Origin of the sequence: Bradyrhizobium sp. 521_C7_N1_3, assembly GCF_052075975.1 — a bacterium.
In the GTDB taxonomy this organism is placed as follows: Bacteria; Pseudomonadota; Alphaproteobacteria; order Rhizobiales; family Xanthobacteraceae; genus Bradyrhizobium; species Bradyrhizobium japonicum.
This window is the reverse complement of sequence record NZ_CP197232.1, coordinates 766,751-790,506: the sequence shown is the minus strand read 5'-3', so window position 1 is coordinate 790,506 and position 23,756 is coordinate 766,751. Positions and strand designations below refer to the sequence as shown.

Sequence of the window (23,756 nt, the reverse complement as noted above, 5' to 3'; positions counted from 1 at the left end):
CTAGGACGACACCGTCGCGAGCTTGCCGACCTCGGAGAGAAGCAATTTCAGGATCGGGGATTGATTCGCCTTGTGATAGGCGACAACGAGATCGAGCTTGGGTGCATCTCCCCGCACCGGCCGGGTGGTGATCGTCTCCGGCAGATATCGCTTGGTGTAGGCCGGCAGCATCATGACGCCGCGCGTGGACGCGATCATGGAGATCGCGTGGACGACATTGTGGACTTCGCGGTCGGGCTTGAGGTCGACTCCGGTCCGGCTGAAATAATCCAGAACGACACGGCGAACCGCGGGAGCGGATTTGGACGGTAGGTAGAAGGTCTCGTCCCTGATCTCCTCGGGCGCCACCGTGGCTTGCGATGCCAGCCGATGGTCGCTCGGAAAGACGAAGACCAGAGGATCGGTGCGCACGCGCCGGCAGACCAGATCTTCCATGTGCTCTTCCGGCCGGATGAAGGCAGCATCGAGCTTTCGCCGCATCAGGGCCTTGGCAAGCGACGGCGAATAATCGCTCGAGAGGCGGATATCGATGCCGGGAAATGCGTCGCGCAGAATGCGATCCACCTCGGGCAGCAGGTCGATTTCGGCGCCCGACAGAAAGCCCAACGAGAAAGCGGGCTGCGGGGGCTGCGCGGCACGGAGCGCCGCTTCCTTGGCAGCCTCCGCCTGAAGCAGCGCCATTCTGGCGTGCTCGAGAAAGGCCCTGCCGGCCGCCGTCAGCGCGATGCCTTGGGCACTGCGGTTCATCAAGGGAACGCCGACCTCCCCTTCGAGGTCCCGGATTTGCCGGCTGAGCGATGGTTGCGACGTATGCAGCTTCTGCTCGGCCGCAACGGTCAAACTGCCTGCGTCGGCAACGGCGACGAAATAGCGGAGATGCCGAAGCTCCATCACGACCTCCCATATCTCGCAGGCATGGGGCCAGCTTACAAAGTCTTTTTCCAGTTGGCCAGCTGCCGGTATAGCCGGCGTGAACGAGGTCTGCCTGGCAGGCAGAGGCGCAGGGGAGCGAGCTTCACATGCTCAAGAGCATTCAAACGTCTCTGCTGATCCTCGCGCTGGCGGGATCTGGCGAAGCGGCTGCGCAATCCTCCAACACGCAGGCAAAGGCAAACAACATGGAACTGGATGTGACAGGATTGAAGCAGGCGTTGCTCGGCGACTGGGAAAGCATCGCACCGGAGGTGCGTCCGAGCGCAGCGAAGAACGCCGATGCCACGCTCAAGCCATTCTACCTCAAGCGCGCCTTCAAATATCAGCCATCCGACCGCTTCGAGCTCGAGATCGTCAACTCGGCCGACCCTTACGGTGCCGTGCCGCTCGCGCGGATCAGGATCGGTGGACACATGCAGTGGCGGGGTGCGCATCCGATTGCACCAGGTGCGCAGAAGGTCGATTTCGTCGCGGACGAGACCTACGAGGTCACGCCGCTGGCGCAGGGGTTCGCCGACGTGCTCAACAAGGTCGCTTCCGCCGGATACGCGCCCTGGGCCGTCAACGCGACCCAAAGCATCTTTGGCAAGACGTTCGCTCCCTTCGGACTCGCGGAGGCCACGAACTTCATGGAGTACGACCTCGTCTATCTCAGGGGCGACCTGTTGTTCTGGGGTGCGCGCAACATCGACGGCCGCGGCTTCGACACCGAGCAGAACCGGCCGACCAATTTGCAGATCCCGCTGGTGCGAAAGTAACGGAGGGGCGCGTCATGACCGGGGCCGGCGAAGACCACCGCGTGAAATGCGTCCTCGACGCATTCGATACGCTCTTCAACAGGCGCGACTACGTCGCGGCCGAACGCCTCTGGTCCGCGCAATACATCCAGCACAGCGCACATATCCCGCCGGGGCGTGACGGGCTGTTCGACCTCGTCAAGGGCCTGCCAGCCACGTTGCGCTACGAGAACCATGTCACGGCGGCGAGCGGCGATTTCGTCATTCTGCATGGACGTTTCAGCGGAATTGGCACGCCGGCCGCATGGGTCGTTGCCGATATCGTGCGGCTGGAGGACGGCATACTCGCGGAGCATTGGGACGTCATCCAGGATGAGGCGACGCAGGCGCAATCACGCAGCGGCCTGCCGATGTTCGGCGACCGTTTCCCGGCCTGACCGCGGCCACAACGCTCAAACAAAAAGCCCGGCCAAACGGCCGGGCTTTTGATTGCTTGCGATCGACGCTGCGAGACGCTTACGCGGCCTCGTCGGCGACGGCGGTGTCATCGCCATCGGTATCGCCGTCGGCATCCGTCTCGCCCTCGCCGTCGGCGGCTTCCGCCTTGGCGTTGGTGCGGCGCGGGCTCTTGGCGAGCTGGGCTTCGATCTCCTTGACCGCTTCGGTCTCGGTCGAGTGCTGCACAACCGCGATCTCGCGGGAGAGACGATCGAGCGCCGCTTCATAGAGCTGGCGTTCAGAGTACGACTGCTCGGGCTGCGACTCGGAACGGTAGAGGTCGCGCACGACTTCCGCGATCGCGACGATGTCGCCCGAATTGATCTTTGCTTCGTATTCCTGGGCGCGGCGCGACCACATGGTGCGCTTGACGCGGGCGCGACCCTTCAGCGTCTCCAGCGCCTTCTTCACCAGCGCGGGATCGGACAGCTTGCGCATGCCGACGTTGGCGACCTTGGCGGTCGGCACCCGCAGCGTCATCTTGTCCTTGATGAAGTTGATGACGAACAGCTCGAGCTTCGCACCGGCGATCTCCTGCTCCTCGATGGCCAGGATCTGGCCGACGCCGTGAGCGGGATAGACGACGAATTCGTTGGCCTTGAAGCCCTGACGCTGGGTCACGACCTTCTTTTCCTCGACCTTCGGCGCGGCCGCGGCGGGCTTCACGGCCGGCTTGGCAGCGACAGGAGCCTTGGCAGGAGCAGCAGCAACGGGAGCCTTCGGCGCGGCCGGCTTGGCAGCGGGAGCCTTGGCAGCAGCAGGCTTGGCAACGGTCGCTTTCGCGGCCGGTTTGGCAGTCTTGTTAGGCATTGCGCTTCTTTTGTTCTTCGAGGACTTTGCAGCCGGTGCCTTCGTCGCGGTCCGACCCTTGGATGCGCTACGGCTGGCCGCGGCGACTTTTTTGGCCTCCTTATGGGAAGCCCTCGCTGAAGTACTCTTTTTACGCGTTTTCTGTGACACAGCCTGCGCGCGGAAACTGCCACGCCCCTGTTCGACATTTGGTTTCACGGGAACCCAGCGGGGCCAACGGGGCTGGCGGGTTCTGCTCAATGTGCTGAATATAGCACATTTCCCGCAAAAATCAATGATTTAGGGACTTTTGTGACTGGTTTTCGGCGCAGACGAAGGTATTAGGGTTAAGTTTGGGCGCGAATTAGTCCCCCGAACCCGGGTTCGGAGAAAAATATTTCTCGAACTTGCCTTCCTGACCGTCGAATTCCTTCGCGTCGGGGGGTGATTCTTTCTTCTGGGTGATGTTCGGCCAGCTTTTGGCGTAGTCGGCATTGACCTGGAGCCACTTTTCGAGGCCCGGTTCCGTGTCCGGCTTGATGGCGTCGGCGGGGCATTCCGGCTCGCACACGCCGCAGTCGATGCATTCGTCAGGATGGATGACGAGCATGTTGTCGCCTTCGTAGAAACAATCGACCGGGCAGACCTCGACGCAGTCGGTGTACTTGCACTTGATGCAGTTTTCAGTGACGACGTAAGTCATCCAACGCTCCGAAAAGCTCTTTTAAAAGTCGCGGCTTGCGTAGCGCGGATGGCCCGGCGCCGCAAGGTCGGGAACGGTCGATCATGACGGCTTTACGCGTTTGATCGACCAAGAAATGAATTCAAAGCGCAATTAATTGCGCTGAGAACTTTGATTGCCTTCGCTCAGCTCCTCGTAGAGCACGCGGGCCGAGGCAGCATCGCCGCGGCGCTCGTTGAAAGCGATTACTTTCAGCACGCGCACGGTGCGATCGAGCGCGATGGTGATCACGTCCCCGATCTTGATCGCATGGCCCGGCGACTTCTCGCGTGTGCCGTTGATGCGAACGTGGCCGGACTCAACGAGCTCGGCCGCGGAGGTGCGCGCCTTCACCACCCGCGCGTGCCACAGCCATTTGTCGAGGCGCTGCCGCTCGGTCGTGGGATCACTCCTTGCGACCGGACAGCTGCTCTTTCAGCGCAGCGAGCTTTGCGAAGGGCGAGTTCGGATCGGCCGGACGATCGCGCTCGCGCGGGTTCGCGCTCGAGGCGTAGGGGCGCAGCGACGGACCGCCCTGACGGTCGCGGCCCTTGTCGCGGTCACGACCGCGATTGTCGCGGCCCTTGTCGCGATCTCCGCCAAACTTGCCCTTGTTGCGATCGCGATCCTTGTTATCGCGATCCTTACCCTCGAAGCGGCGGTTCCTGTCGTCGCGCCCCTCTGGACGCGGCGCGCCTTCGGCGCCACCTTCGCGCGGCTTGCGGAAATCCCTGGCCCCATCGCGGCGATGACCGCCGTGACGATGACGCTCGCCGCGCCTCTCGCCGTCAGCAACTTGCGCTGCTTCGCCTTCCGCCGGTGCAGCACCCGCCTCTGCGCCCGCCTGCGGGCGCTGATGGTGGTGACGCTGATGGCGATGGCGCTCGTGGCGCGGCTTGCGATCCTCGTGGCGGCCGCCGGGACGCCAGACCTCGACGAGCTCGGGCTCGGCAGGCGCAGCGGCAGCCTCGACTGGCGCGGCGGCATCAGCGGATGCAGCGGCTTCGGTTGCAGCAGCCTCGGCGGAGGCAGCTTCCACAGCCTCGCTGGGCGCAGCAGCAGCCTCTTCCGCTGGCGGCGCGATGCCGGGGGCATCCTCGGGCGTGACGGGGGCATCAGGCGATGCTTCGAGCGCCGGCTCTTCATGCGCGGGCTCGTCGTGCTGCTCCATGCCGGGCGCGTCCTCGACGGTGACGGGCTCGACGGCGGCTTCGATCGCGGTGTCCGCGCCTACGGCGGCATCATCGGTCGCCGTCGGTTCAGTCGGAGCCTCTGCGCTTGCTTCGGCCGCCGGCGTCTCCGCGACAGCAGCCGCCGGCTTCGGCGGCAGCGGCGCACGCTTCTCCATGCGATAGCCGAGCGCGCGCAGCACCGAGGCGAAATCCTCGCCGGCGGAGCCGGTGAGCGAGGTCATCGCCTGCGTCACCACAAAGCTGCGGCCGTCGAACGCGCCGGCGGGCTTTTCGCCGGGCGAGTTCTCGCGCCAGGCCAGTGCCGGACGGATCAGATCGGCGAGCCGCTCCAGAATGTCGACGCGCACCGCGCGCTCGCCGGCCTGCTTGTAGCCGAGCACGCGATAAGCATCGCGCGGCAGCTGCTTGTCGACCGGGAACGAGGTGCGGCCCGAAGATGCCAGATGCTGCGCGCCCGACAGCGACGACAGATCGACATTGTCCTGCTTCAGCGCCCACAGCAGTGCGGCCAGCGCACGCCCGGCGGGCTTGAGCAGGCCGGGGAAATAGATGTGATAGGCGCCGAAGCGGACGCCATATTTGCGCAACACGGCGCGCGAGGGCTGGTCGAGATCCTTCAGCTCGTTGGCGATCTTCGGACGCTCGAGCACGCCGAGCGCCTCGACCAGCTGATAGGCGATGCCGCGGGCAATGCCGGTGACGTCCTCGGCCTTCGACAGCTCGAACATCGGCCCGAGCAGCTTTTCGATATGCGTCTTGAGCCAGAGCTCGAGCCGAGCCTGCACCTTCTCACGCGGCGCACCGGTAAGGCGCTCGTCGGAGATGATGCGGATGCGCGGCTGCAGCGCCTCCTCGGCGGCAGACAGGCGCGCCACGGCATCGCCGGTCCAGCGGATCGTGCCTTCCGAGGTCAGCACGAACTGATCGTCCGGCGCATTGCCCAGTTTCTCGGCGCGCGCGTTGATCTCGCCGGCGAGCACCGCTTGCGCTGCAGCCTGCAAGGCTTTCGCATCGGAGCCTGCTTCCGCCGCATCCGGTGCAAAGGTGAAGCCATCGAGGCGGCCGATGACATGGCCTTCGACGATGACTTCGCCGGTCTTGCCGATTTCAGTATTCAAGCTCGTGTTCTCCCGCAGGCGGCGCATCAATACACTGGTCCGGCGATCAACGAAACGCTCAGTCAAGCGTTCATGGAGCGCATCCGATAATTTATTTTCGACCTCGCGGGCGATCCCCTGCCAGCGTTCGGGGTCTTTCAGCCAGTCCGGGCGGTTGGCGACGAAGGTCCAGGTGCGGATCTGAGCGATCCGGGCCGACAGCGTGTCGATGTCGCCGTCGATGCGGTCGGCCTGGTCGACCTGGGCCGCGAACCAGGAATCGGGGATGCAGCCCTTCTGCATCAGGAAGCCGTACAGCGTGGTGACGAGCTCGGCATGGGCGGCCGGCGACAGTTTTCGGTAATCGGGGACCTGGCAGGCCTCCCACAGCCGTTCCACGGCGGCCTTGCCATGCGCGATATCGCGCACCTCGACGTCACGGGCGGCATGGTCGAGCACGCGCATGTCCTCGGCGATCGGCGCGCGCGTCAGCGCCTCATGGCCGGGCGACTGGTTGAGCGACACCTGGAGCGCGCCGAGCGAGGAGAAATCCAGCTTCGAATTGCGCCATTGCAGCATCTTCACGTTGTCGAACGTGTGGTTCTGCAGCGCGTTGACGAGCTCGGGCTCGAACGGCCCGCAGCGGCCCGTCGTCCCGAAGGTGCCGTTGCGCGTGGCGCGGCCCGCACGCCCGGCGATCTGCGCGAATTCAGCCGGCGTCAGGCGGCGGAACTGGTAGCCGTCGAACTTGCGGTCGGAGGCGAAGGCGACGTGGTCGACGTCGAGATTAAGGCCCATGCCGACCGCGTCGGTGGCGACGAGGTAATCGACGTCGCCGTTCTGGAACATTGCCACCTGCGCATTGCGCGTGCGGGGCGAGAGCGATCCCAGCACCACGGCCGCGCCGCCATGCTGGCGGCGGATCAGCTCGGCGATGGCGTAGACCTCGTCTGCCGAGAAGGCGACGATGGCGGTGCGGCGCGGCTGGCGCGTGATCTTGCGGTCGCCGGCGAATTCCAGCTGCGACAGGCGCGGCCGCGTGATCATGGACACGCCGGGCAGCAGCCGCTCGATGATCGGGCGCATCGTGGCGGCGCCCAACAGCAGCGTCTCGTCGCGGCCGCGGCGGTTGAGGATGCGGTCGGTGAAGACGTGGCCGCGTTCGAGATCGGAGGCGATCTGGACCTCGTCGACGGCGAGGAAGGAGACGTCGAGATCCCTAGGCATCGCCTCGACGGTGGAGACCCAATAGCGCGGGTTCTTCGGCTTGATCTTCTCCTCGCCGGTGACGAGCGCGACCGCCTCGCTGCCGACCCTGGCTGCGATCTTGTTGTAGACCTCGCGCGCGAGCAGCCGCAGCGGCAGCCCGATCAGCCCCGAGGGATGCGCGAGCATCCGCTCGATGGCGAGATGGGTCTTGCCGGTGTTGGTCGGCCCGAGCACTGCAGTGACGCCCGCGCCAGGTGCGCGCTCGGAGGCGAAGGGGGAGGAGGAGAAGGCCATGTCTAGGGATTAGGTAGTGGCGATTTGGGCGAATGTCAGTGCTGTTTTGGGGTGTGTTGAGGGCGTGGCTGCGACCCGCCCCCTTCCCGTCATCCTGAGGTGCTCGCCTTGCGGCGCAACCGCGCCGTAGGGCGAGCCTCGAAGGATGGACGGCCCGGGTTTCAGCCACGAGCATGCTTGCAGCACCTGTCGGGCCCGCCGCCCTTCGAGGCCTCCGCTTCGCTCCGGCACCTCAGGGTGACGGGATTGGATAGCAGCAAGCCGGGCGATGACACCGGGTGTGAGGGAGCGCCCTCCCCAAACCTCGCGCAACTGTCTCACTTTGCAACGCTTTTCCCGTTGACCTTAAGCTTCGGAACGACTCTAGAACGAATCGCGGCCGAATCGCTGACTCCCGCTGAAGTCCTGTTCCGTTCACGCCAGATGTCGCGGGACTCTTATTGGTTGCGCACTAGATGGAGTTTTCCCCTGCCGCACAAGCGGCGTTTCGATGACCGGTTCCTTAAAATTGGGGACGGCGCGGAGTCGAATCAGAATCGGGGTGGAGTCAAATGGATTCACGGATCACGCCCCCCAAACTCATTTTCGCGAAAACAACCCCATGCACAGTAGGCATGTCGTTGAAAGAATTACATTTCCTTCCGGCCAAATTGCCTCCCCGTCATCCTGAGGTGCGAGTGGCGCGGTGCGCAGCATCGCGCCGGGAGCCTCGAAGGATGGACGGCCCGGATGCGGCGGCACGCACGGATATTCCCTGCGGGAACAGCCGGGCTGTCGCCCTTCGAGGGCCGCTGAAGAAGCGGCCACCTCAGGGTGACGGTCTCGAAGGGGTATGCGCGGCTAAAGCCCTACTGCGTCTTCGCGACGCGCGGCGGCTGGGGTGACGTGACGAAGCTGGTCGCTTCCAGCATGGCCGGGCCGAGCGGCGTCGGCACTTTCAGCCAGAACGGGACCAGGATGCGCGTGCCCGCGACGGGTGCGAAGGCGATCTCGATGTTGCGCTGGGCGGCGAGGTATTTGATCACGGGGCGGTCGGGGATGTAGCCCGCCACGGGCGCGAAATAGAGCGCGCAGACCACGACCGGGCCCCTGTAGCCCTTCTCGGCCTTCACGGTCTCCATGCGCTTGAAATCGAGCTTGAGATCGTAGCGCATGCGGCCGTCGAACACCGGCGCGGCGTTGCGGCAGGCGTCAGGCGTAACAGGGTCGCCGGTGCCGGGCACGCGCAAGAGCGAGGCCGTCATCGGGTCCCAGACGCCGCGGCGATGCGCGTCGGTGACGACGATGCGGTCGGCATCAACCGGCGGCTCCGGCACGATGCCGAACTCCTTCACATTGCCCTTGTCGAGCGTGATGTGGATCTGTTCGGTCTTCTTCGAGGTGGTGGTGGAGGCCTGGTAGCCGGTCGCGACCAGCGCGCCGTTGACCACCCTGCCTTGCGAGGCGCCGGTGCCGGACCCGCCCGCGAAGGATTTCAAGATCCCCGTGGTGCCGCCGGAGGCCGCGGCCGCGAACACGTCGTCGCCGATGTCGATGTTCCAGGCGCCCTTGCCGACGGGAATGCCGGCCAGCGTCGCCTCATACTGCGCCTCGAGCTTGCCCTGCGCCGCCACGGGATCCGCCCCCCACGCCACCACGAGCCCGCAAAGGGCCGCGAAGGCAAGCCGGCCGGCGGAGCGCGGACCGACTGAGCGCGGGCTGACTGAGCCTTGGAGCCAAAGTCGTGGTGATGCGAGCACGAAACAATCCAATCGGGGCGCGAACGGTTGTTACTTAAGCCAAAAACCGCGGCAAACAATGTGTCCGGGCGCGGAGGCTTGCGGAACTCCACTTGATATCTCAGGGGCGAATACGCCCTTTATGTGATGGTAAGGCACTTCAATCATTGCCGTTTTGGTGATCGAGGGGTGTGTCAGGGACGCGCACCTCGCCCCGCTGTCTCTCCCCCTCGCCCCGCTTGCGGGGAGAGGGTTGGGGTGAGGGGGGCTCTCGGCGAGGGAGGTCAGAGTGGCTGCACTCAACCGGCCATTCCCCCGCGGAGACTCCCCCTCACCCGGAATCCGCGCTATTCGCGCGCATTCCGGCCTCTCCCCGCACGCGGGGAGAGGCGAAAAGACCGCCCAAAACCTTGACTGCCCGCCCCTTCCCCCCTATACGTCCGCCCGCTCCCTGCAAGGACACAGAATTAGCCCCCGTGGCGCCCAGAATGGCGGCCGCAAATCGTTGGGGGACAGAAGAGGATTTCTACCATGTCTCGCCGCTGCGAACTGACGGCCAAGGGCCCCCTCGTCGGCCACAAGGTCAGCCACTCCAACATCAAGACCAAGCGCCGCTTCCTGCCGAACCTCGTCAACGTGACGTTCATCAGCGAAGCGCTCGGCCGCAACGTGCGCCTGCGCGTCTCCACCAACGCGGTCAAGAGCGTCGACCACAATGGCGGCCTCGACCCCTTCCTGCTCAAGGCCAACGCCGACGTCCTGTCGCCGCGCGCCCTCGAGCTGAAGCGCGCCATCCAGAAGAAGGTCGGCGACACCGCGCCGGCGAAGAAGGCCAGCTAATCCAGTTCTCAAATCGGGCGGGGGCTAAGTTGCGTCGCGTGGCGTAGGCTTAGCCAGTAGAGTTGCGTTGCGGCCGGATCGAAAGATCCGGCCGTTTTTGTTTGTGGGCCTGATCAAAGAATTTTTTTTGGTTCGCCATTTCCCTGTTAGGCGCCTCCTAAGATCAATTGACCAACCACCCATGGTTGCGCTTGGATGCCGCGCCGCAAGGAGCTTGCATGGTCGACGAAAATTCTCCCGAGTTACCTTTCCATCCCTCCGACGATGAAATGGTCGCCGTAGTCGAAGAAGCGCGTCGCGAAGCTAGATACCTGGTTACGGATTATCCGGTTGAACTTTTGGTCCAGAAGTTCAGAGAGGAACCGCAGCAGGAGGGAGACATCTACATTCCGGAGTATCAGAGGAAGCTCCGATGGTCCGATCAGGCCCAATCCTATTTTATCGAGAGCGTTATCCTCAGGATTCCGATTCCTCCAATCTTTCTCTACGACGTGAAGGGTCGACTGGAGATCGTGGATGGTTCGCAAAGAGTGCGAACGCTCGCGCGCTTTGCGAACGACGAGTTCGCGTTGGGTGAATTGGACAAACTAGACGTTCTGAGCGGATTAAAATATTCCCAACTGCCGACCACGATTCAGAAGCGGTTATACAACACGCCTATTCGATCCTTTGTGCTCGACGAGGGCACCGATGAGAGCACTCGGATCGAACTCTTCAGGCGACTGAATACTACCGGCAAGACGTTACATGACGCAGAGATTCGGAAGGGCGCGTTCCGCGGCCCGTTCCTGGATCTGATTCTTGAGTGCGCAGGCACAGCAGTTTTCAAGGAGCTTTCACCGAGAATAGCGAAGTCGGCGGATCCAGAGAGTGAACGGCAAGAACTGGTCACTCGCTTTTTTGTTTATTCCGATCACTACACCGAATTCAGACACGACGTGCGGCGTTTCCTTGATTTGCACGTCATAAAGCTGAACAAGACAATCACTGTCGCGCAAGTGCAAGCGAAGCGCCAAGAGTTCAATACAACGATGGCCTTTATCCACTCGAATTATCCGACGGCATTCTATCGGAGTGGCAAAGGGGGAGCGCTTCCACGAGTGCGGTTTGAAGCTGTCGCTGTCGGCACATGCCTCGCTCTTCGTGCGAAGCCGGGCCTTTCGTTCAACGGACATGCAGAATGGTTTTTCGGACAACCTCTCAATTCTCTCGTCCGCACCGACGCAAGTAACAGCGGACCGCGCCTACGCGACCGAATAAATTATGTCAAAGAACGGCTACTGAATCAGGAATGATCGAAGCTGCTTTTAGATCAAGAATCGCGGGCGTATCATACTATCTCAGATCTCTGAGAGAGCTTGAGGACCGTCACCGAACTCCCGGCAGAGGCTTCTATAGAGCTGCCGAGACACTGGCAGCCTCCCGGGCGGCCGCTTTTATCATGATCTACAACTGCGTCGAGTTCGCCACTCGCGAAACGATCATCAGCGTTCGAAAACAGATGCAGGCGGATAGCATCCTATTTCACGAACTGATCGCATACTGGCAAAAAGACATCGTCTACACTCACTTCAAAAAGAAGCTACAGGATGGCGTGAACCATACCAACCTGATGGACGAGCTCGTTCAATTTGTCCCGGGCAAGATCACTTGGCTCAACAAGGATGAGAGCGTCCCTTTCTCGGGAAATATAGACCACGAGAAGCTGATAAGATTTGCGCGCGACATCGGTAACCCTGGGTGGCGACCACCAAGAAACACGTTGGGAGGATCAGATCTATTGACAATCAAAACCGCCCGAAATGAGTTGGCGCACGGCGAAGAAACATTCGAGAGTATCGGCGGCAACTATTCGGTTTCCGACATCGCAGACAAGCTGGATCGCGTTCGGAGTTTTATGTGTTCCTTCATTAGGATGATGGGACGATATGAACTAGGGCGGGTCTACAAGCACTAGCTAACGAAAGCTCGAAGGTCGGGAATAAATGCTGGATGCGTTTTTAGCGAACTCTTCTCGATCCTCGACAGGAAGCCCGCCGCGGCGCGTAGCGACAACTCATTCGCATTCTTCAGTTCAAATTCACGGAGACTTGTCACGTTGGGCGCCTCAGGCCCTTCATAGTCAGGGGTAAGGCAGATGGGCTGCTGACCGGGCTGACCAAAAGCCGCGACCGCTATTTTACTACTGCGACTCTTTTGCTCGACGTGAATGGGCGTTGAGATTTTCTCTGCTATCGATCTGCCGATCCACTCGACGACCGGTACGCTGACCGCGTTGCCGATCAGCTTCCATCTGGCTCTCTTTTTATCTTTCTTTAGAACGCCCACGTCCGTCCAATCGGCAGGAAAGCCCTGCATTCGCTCAGCGTCGGAAACTCCAGGTGTAATGAAGGAGTGAGCATTCTTGTTCCATATCGCGGGGGGAGAAGGAATGGAAAGAGCGGATCCACCCTTCAAGGGCGGAACGGCCTCCGGCGACCATCCCAAACCTCTATTACCCTCGGTCCAATAGAACCCGTATTGCTCTGGATATTGCGGCGTCTGAGGTTTGGCCGTGAAGACACCGCGGAAAAGAATGGATTCCGGTGGAAGATTCCGTGATCCAAGAATAAACAGCCGCCTCCTTCTTTGAGGAATCCCAAATTGCTGACTATCCAGAATTCGGTAGGCCCATTTGTAGCCCAGCTTCTCCAGATTGGCCGTAACAAACTTGAGCGCAGCTCCTCCCTGCAAATGAAGAGCGAAAGCAACGTTCTCAAGCAGAATGAATTCGGGTTTTGTTTTGGCCGTTCCTACGAGCCTGAAAACTTCCGAAATTAGACCCGATCTATCTCCAGTGATTCCGGCAGTTCTGCCCGCTTGGCTCAAGTCTTGGCACGGCCAACCCGCGGTCAAAATTTCGCAGGCCGGAAGAGATTTAATCGTGCGGATATCCGTTCGGATAGGGATGTCGGGAAGACGGTGACGAAGCACGGAGCGAGCTAAGGGGTCGCTCTCACACATCAAAATTGTATCGAAACCAGCACGTGCTAGTCCGAGCTCGAAACCCCCTATACCGCTAAAGAGGCTAACGACGCGCATTTCTCTTCCGTTTCCCTTCTTGCTGTCCTCGTTTGTGCAAGCCCCTTGGAGTGCGACGCGCGCGCAAAAAACGCTGGGCAACCTTTGACGCCAATTCACTACTCTTGACCTGGCATTCCCAGACGACGACGACCTTCCAGCCCATGGCTCGCAGCAGAGCCTGTGCTCGAAGGTCTCGGGCCACATTGCGCTCGAACTTGTTTCGCCAGAAGCTTGCTCGAAGCTTCGGCATAGTCGCCTTTGGGCAATTGGAATGCCGATGCCAAAAACACCCGTTAACGAATACCGCCAGTCGCGACCGGACAAAGACTATGTCCGGAGTTCCAGGCAGATCCTTCCGATGAAGCCGATAACGAAGGCCGACGCGATGCAGCGCCTGCCGAAGATTCAATTCCGGCTTAGTGTGGCGCTGTCGAACGGCCGCCATCATCGACGACCGCTTTGCTTTAGAAACAATATCAGCCAAGAAGTGAGGTTCCAACCATCCTTCATCGTTAAACGAAGATCGTGGATTCGCCAATGCTTTCAGCATTGTTCGCGAGGGAAACCTTGTACAGGGAACCAACTCGGAATAGTGGCCGCGCGCTTTGCGTCACACTCGCCATCGCACGCCGGGCACTGCCCCCCCTCCCGCGTTAACCGTCCGTTAACCAACGCAGCCTAGCCTGCGCTAATCGTCCAGCCATCATTAGCTCGAAATGCCTTCCCGGTTCGCTCCAGGAGAAGCGCCGATGTGCGTTGCGTTGTTGACGTATGCCGATCTCAGTGCCCGCCTCAATATCTCGCGCGAGGCCGCGCGTTCACTTGCCAGACGTCGCCGTTGGCCGCGCTCGCGGTCGGAGGACGGCAAGGCGCTGGTGAGCGTCGATCTCTCCGAACTCCGCTACACGCCCCGCCCACGGCGGGCCCGCCGGGCGGACCACATCGATGCCTCCCTGGCAAAGGTCGAGGCATTGGAGCCATTTCCGTCCCAACGAGATTCGCTCGAAAACGCCCTGGAGATCGCGGCCTTCAAGGCGGAGATCGCGCGGCTCGAAGAGGTCGCGGCCGCCTACAGGGCCGTATTCGAGCGCGAGCGCGAGCGCGCCGATCGCCTCGCCGCCGAGCTGACGCAGGCGGCCGCCGAGACGACGGCGGCCAATGCGTGGGCGGCACGACTGGAAGACGAAATGGCTGACTTACGGGCCGGTCGCCGGGATGGCGGCGCGACCGCGGGAGCCGCGCGTCGATTGGGACATCTGGCCGCTGCGATCGTGCAAGCAGACCGCGCGGCCCGCAGATAGCACTCGAACCTTTCTCTTTTCCCCCGCCGCCGGGGCAACCGCGAGGACAGAATGACTGGCATGACCGATATTCGCGAGATGAAGGCGCGCATTGTCGTATTCGGGGTCGGCGGCGCCGGCGGCAACGCCGTCAACAACATGATCACCGCCGGGCTGCAAGGGGTCGACTTCGTCGTCGCCAATACCGACGCGCAGGCGCTTGCCATGTCGAAGGCGCCGCGCCTGATCCAGCTGGGCACGCAGGTGACCGCGGGCCTCGGCGCCGGGTCGCAGCCCGAACTCGGACGCGCCGCGGCCGAGGAGGTCATCGATACGATTCGCGATCACCTGACCGGCGCGCACATGGTGTTCGTGACGGCCGGCATGGGCGGCGGCACCGGCACGGGGGCCGCCCCCATCATCGCCAGGACCGCGCGCGAGCTCGGCATCCTCACGATCGGCGTGGTCACCAAGCCATTCTATTTCGAGGGCCAGCGCCGCATGCGCTTCGCCGAAGCCGGCATCGAGGAGCTGCTGAAGACGGTCGACACCCTCTTGATCATCCCCAACCAGAACCTGTTCCGGGTGGCCAGCGCGAAGACCACGTTCGCCGATGCCTTTGCCCTTGCCGACCAGGTGCTCTATTCGGGCGTGGCCTGCATCAGCGACCTCATCGTCAAGGAAGGCCTGATCAATCTCGATTTCGCCGACGTTCTCTCCGTGATGCGGGAGAAGGGCAAGGCCATGATGGGACGGGGCGAGGCTTCCGGCGAGAAGCGCGTGCTCGCCGCCGCCGTGGCCGCCATCTCCAATCCGTTGATCGAGAACCCCTCGATCAAGCGCGCCAGCGGCCTCATCATCTCCATCACCGGCGGCAAGGATCTCATGCTGTACGAAGTCGACGAGGCCGCGACGCGGATTCGCGACGAGGCCGACCCGGACGCCAACATCATCGTCGGCGCATCGTTCGATGAAAGCCTCGAAGGCATCGTCCGCGTCTCGGTGGTGGCGACCGGGATCGACAATGTCGACCCGGCGCTCCTGGCGCGACCGGCGGAAACCCCGCTCACGCAGCTCGCCGGCCGCTTACGCGACGACAGCCGCCGCATCGCCGATCGCATCGAGCAGCGCAGTGCGCCGCTTCCGCAGGTGGAAAGCCCGCCGCTCCGCCCGGCGGCGCGCCACCCGCAGGGGCAACCGGCAAGGCCAGATCCGGAATATGCGCGCCGCGCGGCTCAACAGCCGCTCGATCCCTACGGCCGCGCCGCTCCGCGCAATATCGCCGACGAAGACCTTCTCGATATCCCGGCCTTCCTGCGCCGCTCGGCTAATTGAGCGGTCGCATCGTGGTTCGGCACAGCCGGGGCCACAAACTCGTCATGCCCGGGCTTGTCCCGGGCATCCACGTTCTTCGTGCCATCGGAAAGGTCGTGGATGGCCGGGACAAGCCCGGCCATGACGATGTAGAGGCATCGCACTCAGCTCACTAGGACCAAATGCGATTGCCCCGTGAGGGTTATCGCACATGACTGTTGGAAGCTGCCGGATGGGTTCGGCCTGCATGTTTCGCCCGGCGATGCGTAGCATCGTCCGGAGACGCCCGCTTAGGCGGGCTCCTCACCATGAGGGTCTGATATCTCGCCGCAGAACGCGTCCTCATCCTGAGGAGCCCGCCGAGGGCGGGCGTCTCGAAGGATGCGCCGCAAGGAAACCAACCACCGCGTTCACGCGGCCGTGCTGCGCGGGGTCTCCGCTGGTTCCTTTTTCTCCGGCTCCTTGTCGCGAGACAGCCATGCCGGGAAACGAAGCAGGCGATCGATGCTGTCTTTCGATGGCTCGATGGGCGGCACGATGGGCGCTTCACTGCCCGATCGCGGGAGGTCCAGCACGGCCTGTCCTGCCCGCACCGCATCGGCGCGCTGATCGAGTTCGCGCAACAGGGGATCGAGCACGCTGTCGATTTCGGTCGCCACCGACACGACAAAACTGTTGAGCTCGCGAGCCTCCGGCACGACGGCCGAGGCCGATTCGATCGCCCTGGAGAGACCATCGACGACGGGTGCAAACGCGCCGGCGGCTTGCTTGATTCGCGTTCTGATCGCTTCGATCTCGCCCAGGACGCGATCACGCTCCCGCCTGGTCTTCTCTTCCGAAAGGCGGGCTTCGATTTCGGCGATCTGATTCGTGAGAGTCGTGGCTTCGGATGCGAGTGCATCGCGTCGCAGGCGCGCACGATCGAGATCGCGGCTGAGATTGTCCACTAGATCGTCCTTCCCGAACATGGCTTTGCTCCGTAGGACAGCCGTAACGCGAACCGCCAGCCGGTCGAGCGAACCAAAGGCTGGATCGGCCGAAAAAGGCATCAGTTTCGGTCGCGTCATATGGGCCGACATGGTGACCCCCACCGTCCTCATTAGGCGACGACATGGTTAACAGGTGGTTAATGTCAACAGATGATGGGGCAATGAGGCACCATGCCGCCGACGCCGACTTCGTCTCCTCGCAGCCATCCGTTTTCGCTATACTCGCCCCGGTAGCATCACCGGGAGGGGCATACCGTGGGGCACGACGACCAGCACAAATCCAAAACCGAGCCGAAAAATCTCGTCATCTGCTGTGACGGCACCGGCAACGAGATCTCGGAGAACATCTCCAACGTCCTGAAGCTCTATCGCTGCCTGCGCAAGACCGACAAGACGCAGCCGCGGCAGATGGTGTTTTACGATCCCGGCGTCGGCACCATGACGGAGCCGTCGACGTGGGGCCGCTGGAAGTCCAACATCAAGCTGGTGCTGGGGCTCGCCACCGGCTACGGGCTCGATGACAACGTGCTCGCGGCCTATCGCTTCCTGGTCGAGCATTATGCGCCAGGCGACCGGATCTATCTGTTCGGGTTCTCGCGCGGCGCCTATACCGTGCGGGTGCTGGCGGGGCTGATCCACAAGATCGGCCTGATCTCGCCGGAGCAGGCGAACCTCGCCGGGAGCGGCTTCATCGCCTACAAGCAATTTTCCGGCACCGGACGCGGCAACGAGGTCGAGGACCTCAAGGACATCGCCGTCGACGACCAGGGACCGCTGCCGACGGGCAAGTTCGATCTTGCAACCCAGTTCGCGCGCATCACCTCGTCGCGCTGGCCAACCATCCACTTCGTCGGTGTCTGGGACACGGTGGCGAGCGTGATCGTGCCGCGTGCCGATCGTCTCTATTGGCCGAGCCTGGAGGAGCTGGCCTTCACGCTGCGCGATCCGAGCGTGAAGATCTTCCGGCAGGCGATCGCGATCGACGAGCGGCGCTGCATGTTCCGGCTGAAAGCCTACAAGGAGCCGCAGGACTATTGGAGCAACCGCTACGTGCCCGACGAGAAGAAGGAGCCGCAGGACATTCTGCAGGTGTGGTTCGCCGGTGTGCATTGCGATGTCGGCGGCGGCTATCCGGAGGCGGAAAGCGGAGAGTCCAAATATCCGCTGATCTGGATGATCGAGGAGGCCGCGAAGGCCGGGCTGAACTTCAACCCGCGCACCGTGAACCAGCTCGCCTGGGGCGTTCAGCGCAAGAACTCGCAGTTCACCTATGTCGCGCCTGAATACACCGGCAAGGTGGGCGAATTGCACAATTCGATGACGGCCGCCTGGCGCGTGCTGGAGTATCTGCCGAAGAGCGCGAAGTACCGGGAATGGCCGGAGCGGAAGGTTTTTCTGGGCTTCTACATCCCCGATTGCGAGCCGCGCGTGATCCCCGAAGGCGCCCATGTGCACGAGAGCGTGCTGAAGCGCATGGCGGTGGAGCCGGGCTACCGGCCGGTGAACCTGCCGAAGGATTATGTGACCGTGCCGATGCCGGTGAGGCCGCATGCGGAGGTGGCGGAGACGACGGAGGCGGAGCCAGCGTGAGGGCACTTACCCTCCCCTGGAGGGGGAGGGTCGATCGCGCGCAGCGCGGGCGGGGTGGGGTGATCTCTCCACGCGGGCACTGTTGGGGGTGGAGAGACCGTCACCCCACCCCGTCTCGCCTCGCTCCGCGACGCGAGCCGACCCTCCCCCTCCAGGGGAGGGTGGGCACCCCGCTACCGGCGCTTTCTGCGTTCGCTGCTACTTTTCATTAAAATTCTCAGGCCGGCCTTAGTCGGATCGCATCAACTCTTTTCCATCATGCCGCTCAAGACCACCCGCGCCGTCCGCGGAATTGGAGGAGAGTGCCAATGCATCCGCGCCGACATGCCCGCGTCAAACCTTCCGGGCTGGTGTCCCGCCAGGCCAAGATCATCACCGACCCGCGCGCGCCGGTGATTCCCTGCACGCTGATCGACTATTCGCCCGGCGGCGCCTGCGTCGATCTCGGCGGGCAGGTGAATATCCCCGACAGGTTCGAGCTGCTGCACGTCAACACCAAGAAGCGCTGCCGCATCGCCTGGAAGCGCGGCTCGCGGGTCGGCGTGGTGTTTTAGGAAGAATAGCGAGCCGCACACTTACCCTCCCCTGGAGGGGGAGGGTAAGAAAGAAAGCTACGCCCGCATCCTGGCTTTCGTGCCGGCGACGATCTGCATGGCGACGCCGGCGATCCAGCCGAACAAAGCGAGCCAGGTCCACGCCAGGTGCGGCTCGAGACGGAGCACGATGACGGCGACGGAGGCGAGCGCGGTGAGCGTGGCGCAGAGCGTGCCGGCGGCGCTGAGGAATTCCGCGGCGTCGATCGCGCTGTGCGCGTCGTCGAACGGCAGTTGCGGCGTGTCGATGCCGAGATAGAACCCGACGATGCCGAGCAGCATCATCAGCAGCAGAAAACCCTGCGTGGTGAGCGGGGCGATCGCAGATCCCACATAGGCGCCGACGAACAGCCCGCACGCCGCGCCTGCCATCGCGAGACCCACGCGCTCGAACACGTGGGCAGTCTTGCGAACACGAAACCGCATGGCGGGCCTCCCTGAGGAGTTGGGTGCGCGGGAGGGTAGGCCAGTTTTGCGGTGCGTGGAAGGTGAGGAGAGTTACGGATGCGTGAGGGCGCGGGATAGTGAGGGGACGATGGCCCGCGCGGCACCCACCATCGTCGTCCCGGACAAGCGAAGCGCAGATCCGGGACCCCCGCGCGAGCGCTTGCGCTCGTCGCGAAACCACAGGGAGAGATTTGGCGAAGACTCGAAGTCCAAGTTGTGCAGCGGCAACTCATACCGCGCGCCATGGTGAGATCACGCGGTATGGGTCCCTGCGCCCCGTGTGCAATTGCGCACCAGGCAGGGACGACAGTTGTGATTGCAGCGCCCCCGTCACGCCCTACCTCGCCCCGAACGTGGTCTTGCCGAACAGCGCCTTTTGCGTCGACGGCTGCGAGCGCCAGTATTGCGGCGGGGCTTCGACTTCGCCGCCGAGTTCGGCCGCGGCGTGCCAGCCCCAGCGGGGATCGTAGAGCAAGCTGCGGCCGAGCGCGACCATGTCGGCCTTGCCGGATGCCACGATCTCCTCGGCGTGTTTGGCCTCGGTGATCAGGCCGACGGCGATGGTGGGCAATCCGGTCTCGCGCTTGATGGCCTCGGCGAACTGCACCTGATAGCCGGGGCCGAGCGGGATCTTCTGCAGCGGCGAGACGCCGCCGGAGGAGGCATCGATCCAGTCGACGCCACGCGCCTTCAGCGCGCTGGCGAATTGGATGGTCTGCGCCAGATCCCAGCCGCCCTCGACCCAGTCGGTCGACGACACCCGCATGCCGACCGGCTTGTCGTGCGGGAAGACGGCACGCACCGCGTCGTAGATCTCCAGCGGAAAGCGCATGCGGTTTTCGAGCGAGCCGCCATATTCGTCGGTGCGCCTGTTGGAGACCGGCGACAGGAACTGATGCATGAGATAGCCGTGCGCGCCGTGCAGCTCGATCGCGTCGATGCCGAGCCTCGCAGCGCGCCTGGCGCTGTCGACGAAGGCGTCACGGATGCGCTTCAGGCCCGCGGCGTCGAGCGCCAGCGGCGCGGCCTCGCCTTCCTTGTGCGGCAACGCCGACGGCGCCACCGTCTGCCAGCCGCCCTCGCTCTGCGGAATGAGCTGGCCGCCGTCCCAGGGCCGCGCGCTGGAGGCCTTGCGGCCGGCATGGGCGAGCTGCATCGCGATGGCCGTGGAGGAATGCTTGCGCACGGAGGAGAGGATCTGCTTCAGCGCGGCTTCGCAGGCGTCGTTGTAGAGCCCGAGACAGCCCGGCGTGATGCGCCCGATCGCCTCCACATGGGTCGCCTCGATGCAGAACATCGACGCACCCGACAGCGCGAGATTGTTGATGTGGGTGAAGTGCCAGTCGGTGGCGACGCCGTCGTCGGCCGAATACTGGCACATCGGCGACACGACGACGCGGTTCTTCAGCGTCAGGCCGCGCAGCTTGATCGGGGAAAACAGGGCGCTCATGCGGGGAGTTCCGGGGGATGGAGGAATGGAAGCGATTGCATGGAGTTTAGTGGCCCTACGGCGAATTGCCAGTTGCGCGGCGGACATGCCCGCCCGCGGCGCCATGCATTGCGCGCGTCATATCATCACAAGGCGGAGACGCCCCTCGGCCGCTTGCCAGGAACTCCGCTGTCATCCCGGGGCACGCGAAGCGTGAGCCCGGGATCCATAACCACGAATCTTCGCCAAACGTCTCCCTGTGGCTATGGGTCCCGGGCTCGCGCGTTGCACGCCCCGGGACGACGATCGAATTTGAGGCCCCTACTCCAGCTCCTCGAACCTGCCCGGCACGGGCTTGCCCATGCGGATGCGGCCGTCGGGCAGCAGCTCGCCATCGGCTTCGGCCGAGAACTGGATCGTGTTGCCGCCGCCGTCGCGCTTGCTGGCCTTGCCGAGCGGCCCGAGCTTGTCGGCAAGCGCGGTGTCGTCGAGCACGAACACGCGGTACTCGGTGAGGCGAAAGTGGCGCGGCGCCTGCCATGTCAGCGCGGGCACGGATGTGCGCATGTCGCCGTCGGTCTTGATGTCGACGCTGCGGCCGGTGGCGTCGCGGAACAGGTCGGGACCATCGAGCAGCTTCGCCCTGGTACCGTCGACGGCGTAGATGTTGAGCGTGACGATATGGCGCTCGCTGCGGAACGAGACCGCGACGGTGCGCGAATCCTGCGACCAGGCGGCGTGGAAGGCATCCGGCGCCGAGTCCAGAATGTTGTCGTCGTCGACATTGTCGAGCGTCATCAGGCGGCGATGGCCGGGCTCGGCCATCAGGTAGATGCGAAAGCCTTCGCTCCCGGACTCGCCGCCGCCATGGGCTGCGACGGACAGCTTCCCGTTCGGCGCGCGGCCGCCCTGGATGATGGCGTATTCGTTCTTTCCATACCGATGCTCGGCCGTGGCGAAGGCCGGCGAGGATGCAGCGAGCGTGAGGATGAGGGCGAGGACGGCGCGGCGGAGGGGCATGATGTTGTGTCGCGGCAAGCCGGACGCATGTTCAACCCGCGGGATCATCGGTCGCTCCATCAGCATGGATTGCAGCAGCTGACGGCGGGAAGCACAGCTTCCACAGCGCCTTCTCAGAACGTCGTCAAAAGGCCGAGCAGCACAACCACAAAGCCCAGCAACCCGAGCCAGCCCGCGAGGTGGAGGAATATCGCGCCTATCACCACGATCCCAACAAGGCCTCCTCCCCAGATCAGCCAGCTCAGATTCGAGGCGCGCTCCAGGCCCCTCGGCTCCGGCCTGTCCTGGGGACGCCAGCGCGCGACAAAATCAATCGCGGGATTCTGGCTGACATAGGTCGCGATCGGATCAACCATCGCCGGCTCGAAGGCAGCGCCATGATCGCCGGAAATGTATTTCAGATTTCTCAGTATCCCGGCGGTCGCGACGTTCTCGCGAAAACCGCGAAAGCCGGCCGAGCCGATGTCCAGCAGCCCCGGCCGGGATTTCTGGATCCCCAGCCAGTCAGAAATTTGCTGGAAGAACTGCGGGAAAATCGCCACGACCCAGTCGAAGTCGGCACAGACGTTCCAGATACGACCCGTCACCTGCCTGTCCGCGATCCGCCCGGCCCAGTCGTAATGCACCGGAACGACGCTGCCGGCGAAGAAGATGTTGCGCACCTTCAGCACGGGATAGCGCTGCAGCGCGCTGGCAAGGATGTAGGTGCCGTTGCTGTGGCCGATGAAGTCCACGTGTTCCAGCTTCGGATACATCGCCCTCGCCTGGGTATACTGGTCCATGAACCAGCGCACATTGTGCTGGCGATCCCAGTAGAGCAGGAACGGCAGCATGGCAAAGCGCCGGTACAACGGCGGGATGATCTTGACGTGCGCCGCGGCATCACCGATCTGGGCTTCGATCGATCGCTTGACCTCGGCCGGCCACGTGCCCTCGTCGCGAATGCCGTGCATGATGAAGATGAGCTGCGTGATTTGGTCGTCGGTCTGGAGCGCGCCGACCCGGTCGGCCCAATAAGCCGGAAACGCTCCGGGCTGCGTTACGAGGGCCATACGAATGGCTTCGCCGGTGGGGTTCAGCGCGGAGGCGCCGTCCCGGTAGAGGTTCTCCGATATCTCCGCGTGCGTGAGCCTCTCCAGCGTCTTGATCATGACGTTGGCGCCTGTCCCCGCCTCTAGGTCAATGCTGTCGTCGCGGTCGACCAGCTCGTCCTTGTCGCCGACGAGGTGGATGATCAGCGGCTTGCGGTCGCCGAGCGCAGCCGCGCCGTCGCGAAACAGATCGATCCACTGCACCCGCATGTTGGAGACGAAGGGCGAGCCTTGCATCAGGCTCTCGATGAACCTGCCCGTCCCGGTCAGGCGGCCGAAACGCTGGAACACATAGGCGATCACGTAGCGGAAGATGTCGAGATGCTCCGGCTTGTCGCTCGGCCAGCCGCGGTTCGGCGCAGACAGCGACACGAAGCGGTCGAGCCGATCTACCCAGGGATGCCGCCCGTGCCGGACGCTGCGGTCGTCATCGAGCCCGTGCCCCCAGAGATAGGCCTTGCGCAGCAGCAGGCCGCCGGTCGAGTAACCGAACAGCACGATCTTCTCATATTGGTATGCGCCGTCGATCTTGTTCTTCTCGTCGGCGTCCCGGATCGCGGTCTCAATCTGGCTCGTGAGCTCGAACGCATCGACGTTCGACATCCAGTGATGCCAGTAGGTCGGGACGAGAATGTCGGCGTCGGGATAGGCCTCGCGCACCAATTTTTCGAGGCCGGGCCGCGACGTCCTGCCGCCGAGCGGCGGGCCGTACACGACGAGCGTCTTGCGGCCTGGCGTCTCGGGCATGCCCTCGACGCCGCCGATGGCGCCAAACTTCAGATATCTCAAGACAAACAGCAGAACGAAAACAACGATCAGGAGAACCAGCACCATCTGCCGCCCCGTCAATCACTGCGCTAACAATCGATCAAATACACGCCGATCATGTCTTGATCGAATTGCCGGGGTCA

Annotated in this window: 21 protein-coding genes and 1 pseudogene; 9 read left to right on the top strand and 13 right to left on the bottom strand. The window is 63.3% G+C overall.

The window, feature by feature from the left end; translation table 11 throughout:
* On the bottom strand, positions 1-891 hold the full coding sequence (locus AB7008_RS03650; protein ID WP_248881146.1) for a LysR substrate-binding domain-containing protein: 891 nt from the start codon (positions 889-891) through the stop codon (positions 1-3).
* Positions 892-1,019: 128 nt separating this feature from the next.
* On the opposite strand from AB7008_RS03650, the gene AB7008_RS03645 reads away from it, so the two are divergent.
* Together AB7008_RS03645 and AB7008_RS03640 are read left to right on the top strand one after the other, a co-directional pair.
* On the top strand, positions 1,020-1,691 hold the full coding sequence (locus AB7008_RS03645) for a hypothetical protein (protein ID WP_441258445.1): 672 nt from the start codon (positions 1,020-1,022) through the stop codon (positions 1,689-1,691).
* A gap of 14 nt (positions 1,692-1,705) precedes the next feature.
* Complete coding sequence (locus AB7008_RS03640) at positions 1,706-2,107, top strand: nuclear transport factor 2 family protein (protein WP_441258444.1); 402 nt, start codon at positions 1,706-1,708, stop codon at positions 2,105-2,107.
* Positions 2,108-2,186: 79 nt separating this feature from the next.
* Here AB7008_RS03640 and AB7008_RS03635 read toward each other — a convergent pair whose 3' ends face one another.
* From AB7008_RS03635 to AB7008_RS03615, 5 genes and pseudogenes are all read right to left on the bottom strand, one after another.
* Entirely contained in the window at positions 2,187-2,978 is a 792-nt protein-coding gene (locus tag AB7008_RS03635; RefSeq protein ID WP_080669646.1) for a CarD family transcriptional regulator, read from the bottom strand.
* A 343-nt stretch (positions 2,979-3,321) separates the two neighbouring features.
* Complete coding sequence (fdxA, locus tag AB7008_RS03630) at positions 3,322-3,660, bottom strand: ferredoxin FdxA (protein WP_014490375.1); 339 nt, start codon at positions 3,658-3,660, stop codon at positions 3,322-3,324.
* Between the two features lie 132 nt (positions 3,661-3,792).
* Positions 3,793-4,074, bottom strand: a pseudogene (locus tag AB7008_RS03625) (RNA-binding S4 domain-containing protein); the annotation flags it as partial.
* A 10-nt stretch (positions 4,075-4,084) separates the two neighbouring features.
* Complete coding sequence (locus AB7008_RS03620) at positions 4,085-7,471, bottom strand: helicase-related protein (RefSeq protein ID WP_441258443.1); 3,387 nt, start codon at positions 7,469-7,471, stop codon at positions 4,085-4,087.
* Positions 7,472-8,319: 848 nt separating this feature from the next.
* A complete protein-coding gene (locus tag AB7008_RS03615; protein ID WP_441261179.1) occupies positions 8,320-9,108 on the bottom strand; it encodes a DUF3108 domain-containing protein in 789 nt (262 codons plus the stop codon).
* Between the two features lie 612 nt (positions 9,109-9,720).
* Here AB7008_RS03615 and rpmB point away from each other — a divergent pair.
* From rpmB to AB7008_RS03600, 3 genes are all read left to right on the top strand, one after another.
* Positions 9,721-10,029, top strand: a complete 309-nt coding sequence (rpmB, locus tag AB7008_RS03610; protein WP_014490379.1) for a 50S ribosomal protein L28 — start codon at positions 9,721-9,723, stop codon at positions 10,027-10,029.
* 218 nt (positions 10,030-10,247) lie between these two features.
* Positions 10,248-11,324: a DUF262 domain-containing protein gene (locus AB7008_RS03605; RefSeq protein WP_441258442.1), complete on the top strand. Its 1,077-nt coding sequence runs from the start codon at positions 10,248-10,250 to the stop codon at positions 11,322-11,324.
* Positions 11,321-11,986 carry an MAE_28990/MAE_18760 family HEPN-like nuclease gene (locus AB7008_RS03600; protein ID WP_441258441.1) on the top strand — a complete coding sequence of 222 codons (666 nt, stop codon included), beginning with the start codon at positions 11,321-11,323 and terminating at the stop codon, positions 11,984-11,986. The genes AB7008_RS03605 and AB7008_RS03600 overlap by 4 nt, the downstream gene beginning before the upstream one ends.
* On the opposite strand, the gene AB7008_RS03595 is transcribed toward AB7008_RS03600, so the two are convergent.
* Both AB7008_RS03595 and AB7008_RS03590 read right to left on the bottom strand, forming a co-directional pair.
* Positions 11,983-13,110, bottom strand: coding sequence for a DNA cytosine methyltransferase (locus AB7008_RS03595; RefSeq protein WP_441258440.1), 1,128 nt, complete (start codon positions 13,108-13,110; stop codon positions 11,983-11,985). The two genes, AB7008_RS03600 and AB7008_RS03595, sit on opposite strands and share 4 nt — an antisense overlap.
* Complete coding sequence (locus AB7008_RS03590) at positions 13,097-13,642, bottom strand: very short patch repair endonuclease (protein ID WP_441258439.1); 546 nt, start codon at positions 13,640-13,642, stop codon at positions 13,097-13,099. Before AB7008_RS03590 ends, AB7008_RS03595 begins: the two co-directional genes overlap by 14 nt.
* 199 nt (positions 13,643-13,841) lie before the next feature.
* On the opposite strand from AB7008_RS03590, the gene AB7008_RS03585 reads away from it, so the two are divergent.
* Both AB7008_RS03585 and ftsZ read left to right on the top strand, forming a co-directional pair.
* On the top strand, positions 13,842-14,393 hold the full coding sequence (locus AB7008_RS03585; protein WP_441258438.1) for a hypothetical protein: 552 nt from the start codon (positions 13,842-13,844) through the stop codon (positions 14,391-14,393).
* A 51-nt stretch (positions 14,394-14,444) separates the two neighbouring features.
* Positions 14,445-15,707 carry a cell division protein FtsZ gene (gene ftsZ, locus AB7008_RS03580; protein WP_441258437.1) on the top strand — a complete coding sequence of 421 codons (1,263 nt, stop codon included), beginning with the start codon at positions 14,445-14,447 and terminating at the stop codon, positions 15,705-15,707.
* A gap of 389 nt (positions 15,708-16,096) precedes the next feature.
* Here ftsZ and AB7008_RS03575 read toward each other — a convergent pair whose 3' ends face one another.
* A complete protein-coding gene (locus tag AB7008_RS03575; RefSeq protein WP_244464240.1) occupies positions 16,097-16,654 on the bottom strand; it encodes a hypothetical protein in 558 nt (185 codons plus the stop codon).
* Between the two features lie 276 nt (positions 16,655-16,930).
* Between AB7008_RS03575 and AB7008_RS03570 the strand changes: the two genes are divergently transcribed.
* Together AB7008_RS03570 and AB7008_RS03565 are read left to right on the top strand one after the other, a co-directional pair.
* Complete coding sequence (locus tag AB7008_RS03570; protein WP_441258436.1) at positions 16,931-18,265, top strand: T6SS phospholipase effector Tle1-like catalytic domain-containing protein; 1,335 nt, start codon at positions 16,931-16,933, stop codon at positions 18,263-18,265.
* A 308-nt stretch (positions 18,266-18,573) separates the two neighbouring features.
* The gene (locus tag AB7008_RS03565; protein WP_014490387.1) at positions 18,574-18,819 is read left to right on the top strand and encodes a PilZ domain-containing protein; all 246 of its coding nucleotides are present in this window, start codon (positions 18,574-18,576) and stop codon (positions 18,817-18,819) included.
* Positions 18,820-18,876: 57 nt separating this feature from the next.
* Here AB7008_RS03565 and AB7008_RS03560 read toward each other — a convergent pair whose 3' ends face one another.
* The 4 genes from AB7008_RS03560 to AB7008_RS03545 form a co-directional block, all read right to left on the bottom strand.
* Positions 18,877-19,284: a hypothetical protein gene (locus AB7008_RS03560; RefSeq protein ID WP_028159553.1), complete on the bottom strand. Its 408-nt coding sequence runs from the start codon at positions 19,282-19,284 to the stop codon at positions 18,877-18,879.
* Between the two features lie 358 nt (positions 19,285-19,642).
* The gene (locus AB7008_RS03555) at positions 19,643-20,755 is read right to left on the bottom strand and encodes an NADH:flavin oxidoreductase/NADH oxidase (protein WP_441258435.1); all 1,113 of its coding nucleotides are present in this window, start codon (positions 20,753-20,755) and stop codon (positions 19,643-19,645) included.
* Positions 20,756-21,055: 300 nt separating this feature from the next.
* The gene (locus AB7008_RS03550) at positions 21,056-21,802 is read right to left on the bottom strand and encodes a hypothetical protein (protein WP_441258434.1); all 747 of its coding nucleotides are present in this window, start codon (positions 21,800-21,802) and stop codon (positions 21,056-21,058) included.
* A gap of 65 nt (positions 21,803-21,867) precedes the next feature.
* Positions 21,868-23,679 carry a hypothetical protein gene (locus AB7008_RS03545; RefSeq protein ID WP_304492472.1) on the bottom strand — a complete coding sequence of 604 codons (1,812 nt, stop codon included), beginning with the start codon at positions 23,677-23,679 and terminating at the stop codon, positions 21,868-21,870.
* Positions 23,680-23,756 lie beyond the last annotated feature (77 nt).